Below are 13009 nucleotides of genomic sequence, written 5' to 3'. Positions count from 1 at the left end.
GGACCAGACAAGCGATGCGCAATCTGATCAGAGTGGCCTCCACGGTGACCATCGGCGGCGCGCTCCTCTTCGGGGTGAGCGGGGTCGCGTCGGCCGCTGACGGCCCGGCCAACCTCACGGGCAAGGGCTGCCCGTCGAGCTACACCAACAGCGCCTCCTACGGCAGCTACAAGCAGACCCTGACCGGCACCTTCATCGCGGGCAACGGCTTCCGGTACGGCCGCTACAACGTCACCTTCATCAACCCCGCCACCGGCCCGCAGCCGGCGGGGACGAAGGAGTACCGCTGCTACTGAGCGGCGCTTCAAGGGAATGATCGACGGCCCCCTGCACCTCGCAGGGGGCCGTCGTTTCACACGTGGTGCGGCAGCAGGACGATCCGGTCGGGCGCATAGCGTCTGCGCGATCAGCGGGACATGACTTCACGCCAATTCACGGAGTCAACTGGTCCATGGCGTGCCGTACTTGTCGGCGAGCTCCTGCGCCTCCTGCGGCGTGAGCAGTCGGGCCGGGAGCTGACCGAGGGAGAGCAGGAGGGCTGCTGTTTCCTCCAGTTCCACGGCGGCGTCGATCGCTGCCGCGGCCGTGGTTCCGGAGACCACCGGGCCGTGGTTCTGCAGCAGCGCGGCGCGGAACGGGAACGTCAGTCGTTCCAGTTCGGCTGCCTGCCGGACGTCTCCCGGGGGCGCGTAGGGCAAGAGGGGTGTCTGGCCCACGCGCATCACGAAGTAGGGAGTCAGCGGGGGGAGCGAACTGTACGGGGACCAGGCCGGGCGGCAGGAGACCGCTGCGGCGTGGCGCGAGTGCAGGTGGACGACGGCCCGGGCGTCGGGGTCGCGCCGGTAGAACGCGATGTGCAGGGGGAACTCCTTCGACGGGCGGGGCCCGTCGAGGTGTGTGCCGTTCAGGTCCAGCGCGGTCAGGTTGTCGGGGTCGATCGAGGTGAGATTGGCACCGGTGGGCGTGATCAGGACACGGTCGCCGTCGCGGATGCTGAGGTTCCCAGAGGAGCCGGGGCTCAGGCCGAGGGCGGCCAAGTGGGCTCCGGCGGCTGCGAGTTCGTGGCGGAGGCTCATGCGAGGTGGCCCCAGGCCGTGGTGAAGATGTCCGTGCCGCCGAAGTTGCCGGACTTGAGGGCGAGGTCGATGCCGTCGGGTGCCCCTCCCGCTCCCGGCTGGGTGCGGGCCCACGCGACGCCCGGGGCGATCTGCTGCCCGATGCGCAGGGTCCGGCTGTCCAGCGCGGTGGTGACGGCCCCGGAGGTCTCCCCGCCGGCGATCAGCAGGCGCCTGGCTCCGGCGCGTACGAGAGCCGTGGCGCAGTCGGCCAGTGCCTGTTCGATGAGCTCGGAAGCGGGAGTCGCGCCAGGAGGCGTGTCGTGTTCGAGGTCGGCGGGCGAGGCGACCGCATAGAGGAGCGGGGGCAGCTTCGGGTCACGGCGCCAGCAGGCTCGGGCGAAGTCGACGAGGTCGGCCACCGTCGCCGCGGGATCCGCGCGCAGCGCCGCGATGTCGAGCTTGCGGTGCGGCAGGTGCTGCTGCGCGTGGGCGACCTGGGCACGGGTGGCGGCGGACGCGCTGCCGGCCAGGACGGCCCCCGGCGCGTCGGAGGCGGAGGCCGCGGTGGCGCGGGCGGTCCCCTGGTGCGGGCCGGTCAGGCCGAGGGCGAGGCCGGCCGCGCCGGTGACCAGGCGCATGTCGCTCGTCGCGGCGGCGATGGTGCGCAGGTCGTCGTCGCAGGTGGCGTCGACGACCGTGAGCGCGTCGGAGAATTCCGGGGCCGCCAGCGTCTCGCGCAGGGCCTGAACGCCGGAGCGGACGATGTCGAGGTCGATGGCGCGCACGGGTCGGCCGGTCTGCGGCGCGAGGAGCCGTCCGACGTGGGAGTCGCGCATGGGCGTGAGGGGATGGTTGCGCATCGGGCTCTCGTCGAGCAGCTCGTCGTGGACGAACAGGCGCGACTTGTAGACGGTGCGGCCGGTGGCCGGGAAGGCCGGGACGACGACGCTCGCGCTCTCGTCCAGGGCGTCGAGGAGGGCGTCGGCGACCGGGCCGATGTTGCCCTGGGACGTCGAGTCGAAGGTCGAGCAGTACTTGAAGTAGAACCGCTGACAGCCCGCGTCCCGCAGCGCCCGCAGAGCGGCCATGGACGCGCGGACCGCCTCGTCGACCGGGACCGTACGGGTCTTGAGTGCGACCACCACGGCGTCCGCCTGGTCGACCTCGACAGCGGCGGACCCGCCGTCGGTCAGCCCGTCGGAGCCGACGGCCACCACCGTCCGGAACCCGCGGGCGACGAGCATGGTGGCGAGATCGGTGGCTCCGGTGAAGTCGTCGGCGATGGCTCCGAGCAGTGGCATCGGACCTCCATGGTGCGGTGGGCGTGGCGTCGGCGTGTGCGTCCGACCCTCTTGCATGTGAAGTTATGTTAACAACCTTTACTCCAATGGGAATGCCTGATACATGTTGTTAACCGGTGGGAGGAGTTCCAGCCACCGTCTGTCGACCCCAGGCCCATGGCGCCGAGGTCACGTCTGCCTTTGAGCACTCATCGAGGAGGGCCCATGAACCTGCACCACCTGTTCGCCGCCACCCAGGGCCGGAGCGTGCGCTACGCACTGTCCGGCGCCGGCGGCGGATTCGCCCGCACCCTCCTCGCGCAGACCCTTCGCACCGAGGCCCTTCAGCCGTCCGTGCTGTGCGACCGCGATCTGGCCAGCCTGCGCGCCATGCTCGGCGAACTCGGCTACGACACGACCGACCTGGTCGATTGCGCGGACGCATCCGACGTCGCCCGCGCTCGGAGCGAGGGGCGGATCGCCCTGGTCGCCGACGGAGCCCTGCTCGGCGCGGGCGACTGGGACATCCTCGTGGAAGCCACCGGGAGCCCGGTACACGGCTGTGCCATGGCCGAGGAGGCGCTGCGCACCGGCCGTCACGTGGCGATGGTCAGCAAGGAGGTCGACTCCGTCGCGGGACTGCACCTCGCCGAACTCGCAGAGCGGGAAGGTCTCGTCTACACGACCGCCGACGGTGACCAGCCCGCCAACCTCATCGGGCTGGTCACCTGGGCCCAGCTCCTCGGCCTCGACATCGTGGCCGTCGGCAAGTCGAGCGAGTACGACCTCGTGTTCGACCCGGAGCAGGGCACCGTGACCCAGCTCGACACCACGGTTCCCGCCCCGGAACTCGGCGCGCTGCTCACCCTCGGCGACGATGTGCCGGGCACCCTGAAGGCCCGCGCCGAAGCTGTGTCCGCGCTGCCTCAGGGCGCCACAGCCGACTACTGCGAAATGGCCGTCGTCGCCACCAACACCGGCTTCAAGCCCGATACCGAGCGACTGCACTACCCCGTGGCCCGCATCGCCGAACTGGCCGACATCTACCGGCTGCGCGAGGACGGCGGTGTGCTGCGCCGCGACGGCGCGGTGGATGTCTTCAGCGCCCTGCGGCTGCCCGGCGAGGCCTCCTTCGCCGGCGGCGTCTTCGTGATCGTGCGCACCGGAGACACCGTGACCTGGGAAACGCTGCGCGGCAAGGGCCACGTCGTCAGCCGCGACGGCGGATACGCGGCCGTCTATCTTCCCTACCACCTGATGGGCGTCGAAACGCCACTGTCCCTGCTGTCGGCCGTGCTGCACCACCGTCCCTCCGGCGGCACCGATCCGCGCGGCCACGCCGTCCTCGCGGGCCGCGCCCGCCTGGACCTGCCCGCGGGCACCGTCCTCGGCATGGGCGGGCACCATCACGACGTCACCGGCGTCCAGGCCGTGCTGCTGCGCGACGAGGACTCCCCCGACGACGTCGCCCCGCTCTACCTCGCCGCGCACACGACGCTGGCCCGCCCCGTCGCCGCCGGCGAACTCCTCCGCCTCGGCGACCTCGCCGACGCCGATCCCGACCTCACCCGGGCCTGGACCGCCGGCCGCGCCGCCCGCCCCGTCACCCCGGCGGTGCAGTCGTGAGCACCGACGTCCAGCACCTGCTGCTCGGCGCCGCGGCCGTCGCCGTGCTCGTCGTGCTCATCACCAAGTTCAAGCTCCACCCCTTCCTCGCCCTCACGCTCTCGGCCCTGGGGCTGGGTCTCGCCGCGGGCATCTCGCCGGGCGCCACCGTCGAGCACTACCAGGACGGCTTCGGCGACGCCCTGGCCGGCAGCGGTCCCACGATCGGTCTGGGCACCCTGCTCGGCGGCATCCTGCTCGGCTCGGGCGGCGCCGACCGCATCGCCACGGTCTTCATCGGCGCCCGCCCCGTGAAGTGGATCCCCACCGCGATCACCGCGGCGGCCCTGCTCATCGGCATGCCGCACCTGTTCGACGTCAGCTTCGTCATGCTCGTCCCGCTGGTCTACGCCGTCGCCAAGCGCACCGGCTCCCACCTGCTCTACATCGGCCTGCCCATGGCCGCCGGCCTGTACGTCTCGCACGGCCTGCTGCCCCCGCACCCCTCGCCGACCCTCGCCGTGTCCGCGTACGACGCGAACACCGGCCTGACCATCCTGTACGGCCTCATCATCGGCATCCCCCTGGCCGTCATCACCGGCCCCCTGCTGACCAAGTTCGCCGCCCGCTGGTTCGGGCCCGCCCCCGACCTCGACAAGGGCCCCGTGCCCCAGCCCGACCCCGCCCCGGACAACCAGCGCCGCCCGGTCTCCTTCACCCTGGCCCTGATCACGGTGCTGCTGCCGCCCGGCCTCATGCTGATCGGCACCCTGGGCACCTCCAACACGAGCGAGGGCACCCTGCCGTACGCCTTCTTCGAGGCCTGTGACTCCTCGGTGCTCTCACTCCTCGCGGCGGTCGTCTTCGCGTTCTTCGCCCTCGGCCTGCGTTCAGGCTTCGGCCTGTCGCAGTTGCAGAAGATGGCGGGCAAGGGGCTCGGTCCCGTCGGCGCGATCGTGCTGATCCTGGGTGCGGGCGGCGGCCTGAAGGCCATGCTCACCGCCACCGGCATCGACAAGATCATCTCGGACTATGCCGTGGACTGGTCCGTCCCCCCGCTGCTGCTGGCCTGGCTCGTCGCCGCGCTGCTGCGCATCTGCCTCGGCTCCGCCACGGTCGCCACCGCCGCCGCGACCGGTATCGTCGCTCCGCTGCTGGCCGCCTATCCCGGCGTCTCCCCGGAACTGATGGTGCTCGCCACCGCCTCCGGCGCCGTGATGCTCTCCCACGTCAACGACTCCGGATTCTGGCTCTTCAAGGAGTACTTCCAGCTCTCCGTCTCCCAGACCTTCCGGACCTGGACCCTGATGCTCTCGCTGCAGTCCCTGCTCAGCCTCGGCGGCGTCCTGCTGCTGAGCACGTTCGTCGGGAGCTGAGTCATCGGCCGCATCAGGATGATCATCGGCTAACGTCACGTACGAATCACAGAGGAGAGTGACGATGACCGCTCAGGAGCACCTGCCGCTCATCCCGGACCAGCGGCGCGAGCAACTCCTGCGCCACCTGCGCAGGGAAGGCGTGCTGAGCGTCCAGCAGATCACGCAGCTGTTCGGCGTCTCCCACATGACCGTGCGCCGGGACATCGCCGAACTCGAGCGGCAAGGGCTCGTCTTCTCGGTCCCCGGCGGTGTCAGGATCGCCAGCCACGTCAGCACGGAGCCGAGCTTCCAGGACAAGACCCGCGTCGAGCAGCCCGCGAAGGGGGCCATGGCGGCGGAGGCCGCGCGCCTCGTCACCGAAGGGATGACCGTCTACCTCGACGCGGGCACCACCCTCCTCGCCATGGTCCCGGCCCTGGCCCGGCTGAGCGATCTGACCGTGGTGACCAACGACTTCGCCACGGCCGAACAGCTCATGACCGCGCCGCACCTCGACGTCGTCCACACCGGCGGCCGCATCGACATGGCGAACCGCTCCAGCGTCGGCCGGCTCGGCGCCGCGACGCTGCGCCAACTCGCCCTGGACATCGCCTTCATCAGCACCAGTTCCTGGGACCTGCTGCGCGGGGTCACCACGCCGTCGGAACCCAAGGTCGACGTCAAGCAGGCGGCCATGGAATCCGCGGCCAGCTCGGTACTGGTGGCGGGCTCGTCGAAGTTCGGCACCTTCGGCAAGTACCGGGTGGCTCCGCTCACGGCGTTCGACACGGTGATCACCGACACGGCCCTGGCGGAGGGCGCCGCCACGGGAGTCCGTGACAGCGGCTGCGAACTCCGCTTGGCCCGGCCCTGAGCCGGGACCGCCGCGCCCCGTCCGTGCAGTCGGCGGATCACCCCCTGCCGCAGGTGGACGGAGTCAGTGCTTGAGCTGCGTCTCCAGCCACTCCAGGACCTCGGGAGTGACGGGGTCGGTGATGTCGGCGTACTCCTCGTGCTTCTTCAGGAACTTCGCCACGTACGGGCAGACGGGCACGATCCGCCGTCCGGCACCGCGTACGTCGTCCAGGGCTTCCCGTACGAGGATCGAGGCCAGGCCCTGCCCGGCATAGGCGTCGTCGATCTCGGTGTGGAAGAACACGCGCTGCCCGTCACGGTCGCGGTACGCGGTGAAGCCGGCGGTGCTGCCGTCGACCTGGATCACGTAGCGGTGGCGGGCGTCGAGGCGTTCGACGGCGGGCGTGGAGGCGGGCTGGGTCATGACGGGCCTTTCAGTGCCGTGGCGGGTTCTTGCGCGGGGTGATCGTGGCGTGCGGGAGTGCGGGGGCGGGGAGGCGGTCGCCGGGGTAGCCCTCGACCGCGCCGAAGCGGTCGGAGGCGTCCTGCCAGGCCTGTCGGGCTTCGACGATGTCCTGGTGGCTGCGGCCGATGAAGTTCCACCACATCACGACCTCCTCGTCGAAGGGCGGCCCGCCGAGCAGGACCGTGCGCGCGGCCGTGTCCGTCTCATTGGTGATCGTGACGGTGTCGCTGCCCGGTGCGAGGTAACCCAACTCGGCCTGCTTCAAGGGGGTGTCGCCCAGCGTGACCGCGCCTCGGTCGACGAGGAGACCGTGCTCGAAACCGCTGTCCACGGCGAGCGTGAGGCTCGCGCGCGGGGCGAGGAGGAGTTCCGCGCCGAGCAGCGGGGTGAAGGTCCGCACCGGCGAGGTCGCTCCGGCCAGCGAGCCCAGGAAGACGCTGACCTCCGCGCCGTCGTCGGTCCGGACGGGCTCGGGCACGTAGTGCTGGAAGTCCCGGCCGGTGTCCCGGTGCCGTTCCGGCAGCGCGACCCACAGTTGGACGCCGTGGAGCACGGTCGTGGCCGGGGTGGAGACCTCCGAGTGGCTGATGCCGTGGCCGCTGGTCATGAGGTTCAACTCGCCGGGCCGGACCATGGCGTGGCTGCCCAGGCTGTCCCGGTGCTCGATCTCTCCGCTGAACAGCCAGCTGACCGTCTGCAGCCCGATGTGCGGGTGCGGAGCGACGTCCATGCCGCCGCTGTCGGCCACGTCGTCGGGGCCGTAGTGGTCGATGAAGCACCAGGCCCCGATCAGCGTCCGGGCCCGCTGCGGCAGCGTGCGCCGCACCGTCATCGCGCGCGGGCCGCCCAGTGGCACGTCCCGAGCGGTGAGCACCTCGGCCCCGGGTCCGGACGCACCGTGCACCGGACCCGTCCCGGTGTCGCTCATCCCTGCCCCTCCACCCATGTAATTTGAAGTTCAACAATGATGGTGATCATAAACCCGGGCGCACCGCGCCTCGCACCGACCACCACAACCGTCCGCGAAGGAGACAAAGTTGAGCGACACGGCACCGACCCCGAACCACCGGCGCGTCTTCGTCGACAAGCAGAGCCCCAAGGCCTACCACGCCCTGGTGCAGACGTCGGAGGCGGTCAGGGCGACGGCCGCGGACGCCGGACTCGACCGCGTCCTCGTCGAACTGATCAATCTGCGGGTGTCCCAGATCAACGGCTGCGCGTTCTGCCTCGACGTGCACACCCGTGCCGCGCTCCGCGCCGGTGAATCCACCCAGCGCCTCGGCACGCTCGCCGCATGGCGCGACACCGAGCTCTTCACTCAGCGGGAGCGCGCGGCACTCGCCCTCGCGGAGGCGACGACCGTCCCCGCGGACGGCACCGCCCAGGAGAGTGCGTACGTGACTGCCCGCCGCTTCCTCAGCGACGACGAGATATCCGCGGTGATCTGGGTGGCGATCACCATCAACGCGTTCAACCGGGTCTCGATCCTCAGCAAGCACCCCGTGCGCGCAGTGACCGCCTGACCGGCCCGTTCGGCGAACCGGCCGCGGCGGCGCGTCCGTCGGGCGCGCGCGACAGTGATCGGGAACGCTCTGGACGACCGGACCTGCGAGCGCCTTTACTGTCGGCGGTGGAGCTGCGGCCCGGCGAGGAGGCGGCGCGGCTGCGGAGGGTACGGGGGCCTGGTGGAGCGGTATGAGATCGAGACGTTCCTGACCCTGGCCGAGAAGCTCCACTTCGCACGCACCGCTGAACGTCTGCTCGTCTCGCCGGGGCGGGTCAGCCAGACGATCAAGCAGCTGGAACGTCGTATCGGCGGCGCGTTGTTCGAACGCAGCAGCCGCCACGTCGCTCTCACCCCGGTCGGACAGCACCTGCACGCCGAACTACTGCCGGCGCACCAGCAGATCCAACGTGCCCTGGCGAACGCGTCGGCGGCGTGTGCCGGGTTCAGCGGTGCGATGCGGATCGGATTCACCGCCCCATGGTCCGGGACCCTCATCGTGCGGGCGGCCGAGGCCTTCACCTCGCGTCATCCCCGGTGCACCGTCGAGTTGCAGGAGGTGACGTACAACGCGGCCATCGCCGCGCTGCAGGGCGAGGACGCCGACCTGGTGGTCGCCGAGCCGCCGGTCGAGGATCCGGCCATCACCGTGGGGCCCGTCGTGTTCTCCGAACCCCGCGCTCTCCTGGTCCCCGCCGGCCATCCCTTGGCCTCACGGGAGACGGTGTCGCTGGAGGACCTCGCCGCCCTGTCTCTGATCACGGCGGTCGGGGTGTCCCGCGTCTGGCGCGATGCCTTCTTCCCCCCGCCGCACCCCCCCCAGGGGCGGCCGATCCGGCACGGTCCGGCCGGAGCCGGTTGGCAGGAGATCCTCTCTCTGGTCGGAGCGGGTCAAGGTGCCACGGTGGCGGCCGCGCGGGCCGGCCGGTACCACGGACGGCCCGACATCGTCTATGTCCGCCCAATGACTCACGGCACGTTGAGCGCAGCTAACGCATCGCCGATCCAGGCAGCCGAAGCGCTCGCCCGCGCCGAAGCGGCCGGGCACGGCACCGGCTGGCCCCTGCGGCTGGGCGTCTTCGGACACGTCGGACACGAACTGGGGCCGCTCCCGGCCGAGTTCCGCTCCCGCTACCCCGGGAGCGAGGTCCAGCTCAGCGAGATCAACGGCTGCGACGCGTTCACCGCCCTGCGCGCCGGCACCACCGACGTCAACGTCCTGTGACTGCCGGTCGCCGAGCCCGATCTCACCACCGGCCCCGTCGGGTACACGGGCGGCCGCGTACTGGCCGTCGCCTCGGACCACTCGCTGGCACGACAGGGCTCCGCTTCCCTGGAAGACCTCGCCGATCATCACGTCGCCGACCTGGGACCCGATGCCCCGGAATACTGGGGCGCCGCCATGGTGCCCCTGCGCACTCCCCTCGGCCGTCGCATTCCGCGCGGCCCGACCGCACGCACCTTCCACGCGATCCTCTTCCTGGTCGCCACCGGCGCATGCGTCCACCCACTCGACGCGATCGCCGCTCGCTACAACAACCCTCCGGGCGTCACCTTCCTCCCCCTCCACGACGCCCCCACCCTCCAATGGGCCCTCACCTGGCGCTCCACCATCGACAACCCCGCCATCCGCGCCTTCGCCCAGACCGCGACCAGCCTCGGCCCGGCTCTCTGCGCGGGCTGGTGCCGGACGCACCTGCGTTTGCTCGTGCCCGTTGGGGTCGCCTCGACGGGCAGGGAAAGTCCCATGACAAGGGGGCGTATCCGCAGCAGACTTGCCCGGTAGCCCTGCCCGCACTTGATCTGGAGGATGTCCACGGCCATCAACTACGAGCTCGCCCCGGCGTGGCTGCCGTGGTCCGCCGTCACCGTCGGACTGGCAGGCTTCACATGGGACGACGAACGAGGCTCCGAACTCGCCACGGTGATAGGCCAGTTGGTACCTGCCGCAGACTCCGGGTGGGACGCCAGGCACCGCTTCATCACCGAGGTCACGTCCCTTCTTGCCGCCCGCTACGGCCGTTGGACGTGCGGATGGCATTGGGCGGTCGGCGAAGGCGGCGGCGGTGGCGTGGTCACCAGCTGGTGCTGCGCTTCGCATTCCATCGGTGAGCCCGCAGCGACTGCGGCCAAGGTGATCGCTTCGCTGCTGGAATGGCGCGACTGGCTGGAGGAGCTGGCCGAGCGGTTCGCGCGACTGGCACCGCCCGCCGGAGCGGATGCCGCGGATCGGAGCTGGCACGTGGAGCGCGCCGCCACCCGCCTGGTGACGGTGGTCGTCGACCGCACGGGAGCCGAGTGCGGGTGGTACGGGCTGTGCCACACGGTGCTCACCTGGTTCCTCTCCTCCACGGGCATGGGACCGGAAGCGGCGAAGGAGGCCGTGGAAGCGGCAATCGGCGGGCGGTTCGCCAGCTGGACCGAACCGCCCCGGACCCTGGTCGATGCCGTCGGAGAGGATCTCGCCGTCGGCCTGACCGGAGAGCGGCCCTTCCGTGACCGCTGACTCCTTGGCCGCCTGGCGCAGAGTCAGGCAGCAGGTCGACTGGGCCTGCGCCGTCGACGAGACACCGGGTCCCGTGCGGCCGGCCGTGGACGGTCTCGCCGCTTGGTGCGTCGCGGGTGGTCGCGCGTCCGACCCGGATCGAGGCGGACGACTGCTCGTGGCGCTGGCCTCGTCGCGCACGGCCGCTTCCCGCCAGCGCTCCCTCGACTACACGCTGCTGGCCGAGTGGCAGCGGCACGTCCTCGGTCTGCCCGAGGTGTCGTTCCGGCAGGGCGAGGCCTTCGCGAAAAGCGGCCGGGAACGCTACGGGCTCACCCCACACACCCAGCAGGACTTCGAGCACTGCCTGTATGACAGCGCTGACGCGCGAATTCCGCTGGCGTCCCGCGCCGCCAGGGCCTACCTGGACGTGGCGTTCTTCCATCCGTTCCCGGACGGCAATGCCCGCCTCGCCATGCTCGCCCTCGCCCACGTCCTGGAACTGGGCGGAGTCCGACTCGATCAGGTCCACCCCTTGCAGACCACGCGCCACGCGGACGACGCTGCCGGCGCAGCGGACCTGGCCGTCCTGGTCGCCGTACTGATCCGCTCGTCCCGGCGCCGTGCCGAAGGACGGACGGAGAGCGGCTGACCCGGCGCCCGCCGTCCCGCCCCGCGCCCGCCGTCCGGCCCCGCGGCCGGTCGAGGCCCTGCCGGGCGCACGCCTCGTGCCGCGTGGGCCGGGTCCGCAGACGGACTGCTTCCGTTCTCGTGCCGTTCAGCGCACAACCATCGGCCGTTTCCAGATGTCTCGCAGGTGAATCACATCTGCGCGCACGCGTCTCGACATCGCTCGCGCTCTAAGGAGGAACCGTGGGCATCCGCCGACCCGCCCTGTCGACCGCCGTGGCCGCCGCCCTGATCGGGTCGCTCGGCGTACCGATCGTCGCAGGGACCGCGTCCGCGAAGGACGGCGCCACCACCGTGCGCGAGGACTTCGACGGCGACGGCTACCAGGACGTCGCCGTCGCCGCCCCCGGCGCGAAGGTCGGCGGCCATACGTGGGCCGGCTACATCACGATCAGCTACGGCTCGGCACACGGCCTCGACCCCGCGCGCACCACGGTCATCACCCAGGACACCCCCGGAGTGCCGGGCGTCTCCGGTGACAACCAGGTCTTCGGCTACGCGATGATCTCCCGCGACCTGGACGGCGACGGCCTGACCGACCTGGCGGTGGTCGCCCGCGACTACCGGCCGGAGGAGAACGTCAGCGGCTCGGTGATCGTTCTCTGGGGCCGCAAGACCGGCATCTCGGGTCAGGACGCCGTCCGTATCGGCGCACCGGCCAACGCCGAGGTCGGCGACGACATCACCGCGGGCGACTTCGACGACGACGGCCATGTGGACCTGTTCCTGCGCAACGGCGAGGACTACGACTTCCACGACGTGCTCTACGGCCCCTTCGGCCGGGACGGTCTTCCCGCCCGCGAGCAGCAGGTGCAGGTGTACAGCACCGACAACTCCATCAACAACACCGCCACGGGCGACTTCAACGGCGACGGCATCGAGGATCTCGCGACCTTCTACGTCTACGAGAACCACGCCGAGGGCGGCAAGCTGTGGCTCGGCACCAAGACCGGCCTGTCCACCGTCCCTCAGAGGCTGAACTCCGCGGCCGGCACCGCCGTCGCCGACTTCGACCGGGACGGCTACGCCGACCTCGCCACCCGGATCTTCCCGAACGGCGACACCGAGGCCACCGAGGAGGACCCGGGCACCGTCAAGATCTACTACGGTTCGGCGTCCGGCCCCAGCCAGACCCGTACGCAGACGATCACGCAGAACACGGCGGGTGTGCCCGGGGTGAGCGAGAAGGGCGACCAGTTCGGCGGGCGGCTGAGCGCGGGCGACGCGAACGGCGACGGATACCCCGACCTGGCGGTGGGCGTCCCCGGCGAGGCGATCGGCACGAAGGCGAAGGCCGGCGCCGTGGTGCTGCTCAAGGGTGGCAAGGGCGGGCTCAGCGGCACGGGCGCGCAGGCCTTCCACCAGGACACCGCGGGCGTGCCGGGTGTCGCGGAGTCCGGCGACGTGTTCGGCGCGTCGGTACGCCTGCTCGACGTGACGGGTGACGGCAAGGCGGACCTGGTCGCGGGTGCGCCGGGCGAGAACCTGGGCAGCGTCGTGAACGGCGGCGCGGTGTGGCAGCTGCGCGGCGCCGCGTCCGGCCTGACGGCCTCGAAGTCGGTCGCGGAGAACCCGACGGACATCGGGGCACCGGCGACGCGGGCACTGTTCGGCGAGAACCTGAGCAGTGACAACGGCTCCGGAACAGTGATCCCCTAGCGCTCGGAGCACGTTCGCGGGCGGGCCTGTGACAGCCTCGCGACGGCGA

14 protein-coding genes are annotated in these 13009 nt (G+C 71.2%); 10 read left to right on the top strand and 4 right to left on the bottom strand.

Annotation, left to right across the window (positions count from 1 at the left end; genetic code table 11):
• Positions 1 to 14: 14 nt before the first annotated feature.
• Positions 15 to 296 (top strand): hypothetical protein, encoded by a 282-nt coding sequence (locus ACQUQD_RS40800; protein ID WP_428957290.1) that lies wholly within the window; start codon positions 15 to 17, stop codon positions 294 to 296.
• Between the two features lie 144 nt (positions 297 to 440).
• Here the strand turns inward: ACQUQD_RS40800 and ACQUQD_RS40795 are convergent, their stop codons facing one another.
• Positions 441 to 1076: a class II aldolase/adducin family protein gene (locus ACQUQD_RS40795; protein WP_428957289.1), complete on the bottom strand. Its 636-nt coding sequence runs from the start codon at positions 1074 to 1076 to the stop codon at positions 441 to 443.
• Positions 1073 to 2359 (bottom strand): 3-oxo-tetronate kinase, encoded by a 1287-nt coding sequence (gene otnK / locus ACQUQD_RS40790; protein WP_428957288.1) that lies wholly within the window; start codon positions 2357 to 2359, stop codon positions 1073 to 1075. The genes ACQUQD_RS40795 and otnK overlap by 4 nt, the downstream gene beginning before the upstream one ends.
• 204 nt (positions 2360 to 2563) lie before the next feature.
• Between otnK and ACQUQD_RS40785 the strand changes: the two genes are divergently transcribed.
• The 3 genes from ACQUQD_RS40785 (at position 2564) to ACQUQD_RS40775 (ending at position 6175) form a co-directional block, all read left to right on the top strand.
• On the top strand, positions 2564 to 3964 hold the full coding sequence (locus tag ACQUQD_RS40785; RefSeq protein WP_428957287.1) for a homoserine dehydrogenase: 1401 nt from the start codon (positions 2564 to 2566) through the stop codon (positions 3962 to 3964).
• A complete protein-coding gene (locus tag ACQUQD_RS40780; RefSeq protein WP_428957286.1) occupies positions 3961 to 5319 on the top strand; it encodes a gluconate:H+ symporter in 1359 nt (452 codons plus the stop codon). The genes ACQUQD_RS40785 and ACQUQD_RS40780 overlap by 4 nt, the downstream gene beginning before the upstream one ends.
• A 64-nt stretch (positions 5320 to 5383) precedes the next feature.
• Positions 5384 to 6175 (top strand): DeoR/GlpR family DNA-binding transcription regulator, encoded by a 792-nt coding sequence (locus ACQUQD_RS40775; protein WP_428957285.1) that lies wholly within the window; start codon positions 5384 to 5386, stop codon positions 6173 to 6175.
• Between the two features lie 63 nt (positions 6176 to 6238).
• Here ACQUQD_RS40775 and ACQUQD_RS40770 read toward each other — a convergent pair whose 3' ends face one another.
• Positions 6239 to 6580 carry a GNAT family N-acetyltransferase gene (locus ACQUQD_RS40770; protein WP_428957284.1) on the bottom strand — a complete coding sequence of 114 codons (342 nt, stop codon included), beginning with the start codon at positions 6578 to 6580 and terminating at the stop codon, positions 6239 to 6241.
• A gap of 10 nt (positions 6581 to 6590) precedes the next feature.
• Positions 6591 to 7550, bottom strand: a complete 960-nt coding sequence (locus ACQUQD_RS40765) for a pirin family protein (protein WP_428957283.1) — start codon at positions 7548 to 7550, stop codon at positions 6591 to 6593.
• 109 nt (positions 7551 to 7659) lie between these two features.
• Here ACQUQD_RS40765 and ACQUQD_RS40760 point away from each other — a divergent pair, with 109 nt between their 5' ends.
• From ACQUQD_RS40760 to ACQUQD_RS40735, 6 genes are all read left to right on the top strand, one after another.
• The gene (locus tag ACQUQD_RS40760) at positions 7660 to 8145 is read left to right on the top strand and encodes a carboxymuconolactone decarboxylase family protein (RefSeq protein ID WP_428957282.1); all 486 of its coding nucleotides are present in this window, start codon (positions 7660 to 7662) and stop codon (positions 8143 to 8145) included.
• 162 nt (positions 8146 to 8307) lie between these two features.
• Positions 8308 to 9351 carry a LysR family transcriptional regulator gene (locus tag ACQUQD_RS40755; protein WP_428957281.1) on the top strand — a complete coding sequence of 348 codons (1044 nt, stop codon included), beginning with the start codon at positions 8308 to 8310 and terminating at the stop codon, positions 9349 to 9351.
• The gene (locus tag ACQUQD_RS40750) at positions 9352 to 9912 is read left to right on the top strand and encodes a LysR substrate-binding domain-containing protein (RefSeq protein ID WP_428957780.1); all 561 of its coding nucleotides are present in this window, start codon (positions 9352 to 9354) and stop codon (positions 9910 to 9912) included.
• A gap of 24 nt (positions 9913 to 9936) precedes the next feature.
• Positions 9937 to 10632, top strand: coding sequence for a hypothetical protein (locus ACQUQD_RS40745; protein ID WP_428957280.1), 696 nt, complete (start codon positions 9937 to 9939; stop codon positions 10630 to 10632).
• Complete coding sequence (locus ACQUQD_RS40740) at positions 10622 to 11263, top strand: Fic family protein (protein WP_428957279.1); 642 nt, start codon at positions 10622 to 10624, stop codon at positions 11261 to 11263. Before ACQUQD_RS40745 ends, ACQUQD_RS40740 begins: the two co-directional genes overlap by 11 nt.
• A gap of 221 nt (positions 11264 to 11484) precedes the next feature.
• Positions 11485 to 12960, top strand: a complete 1476-nt coding sequence (locus ACQUQD_RS40735) for an FG-GAP and VCBS repeat-containing protein (RefSeq protein WP_428957278.1) — start codon at positions 11485 to 11487, stop codon at positions 12958 to 12960.
• The last annotated feature ends 49 nt before the right edge of the window (positions 12961 to 13009 follow it).

Origin of the sequence: Streptomyces sp. cg35 (genome assembly GCF_050410835.1) — a bacterium.
In the GTDB taxonomy this organism is placed as follows: domain Bacteria; phylum Actinomycetota; class Actinomycetes; order Streptomycetales; family Streptomycetaceae; genus Streptomyces.
This window is presented reverse-complemented; position numbering and strand designations above follow the sequence as displayed.

What these genes read in the sequence shown, in the direction of transcription:
- otnK (WP_428957288.1), bottom strand. Translation starts at nt 2,359, where the DNA reads ATGCCACTGCTCGGAGCCATCGCCGACGACTTCACCGGAGCCACCGAT.
- ACQUQD_RS40795 (WP_428957289.1), bottom strand. Translation starts at nt 1,076, where the DNA reads ATGAGCCTCCGCCACGAACTCGCAGCCGCCGGAGCCCACTTGGCCGCC.
- ACQUQD_RS40785 (WP_428957287.1), top strand. Translation starts at nt 2,564, where the DNA reads ATGAACCTGCACCACCTGTTCGCCGCCACCCAGGGCCGGAGCGTGCGC.
- ACQUQD_RS40765 (WP_428957283.1), bottom strand. Translation starts at nt 7,550, where the DNA reads ATGAGCGACACCGGGACGGGTCCGGTGCACGGTGCGTCCGGACCCGGG.
- ACQUQD_RS40775 (WP_428957285.1), top strand. Translation starts at nt 5,384, where the DNA reads ATGACCGCTCAGGAGCACCTGCCGCTCATCCCGGACCAGCGGCGCGAG.
- ACQUQD_RS40800 (WP_428957290.1), top strand. Translation starts at nt 15, where the DNA reads ATGCGCAATCTGATCAGAGTGGCCTCCACGGTGACCATCGGCGGCGCG.
- ACQUQD_RS40770 (WP_428957284.1), bottom strand. Translation starts at nt 6,580, where the DNA reads ATGACCCAGCCCGCCTCCACGCCCGCCGTCGAACGCCTCGACGCCCGC.
- ACQUQD_RS40745 (WP_428957280.1), top strand. Translation starts at nt 9,937, where the DNA reads ATGTCCACGGCCATCAACTACGAGCTCGCCCCGGCGTGGCTGCCGTGG.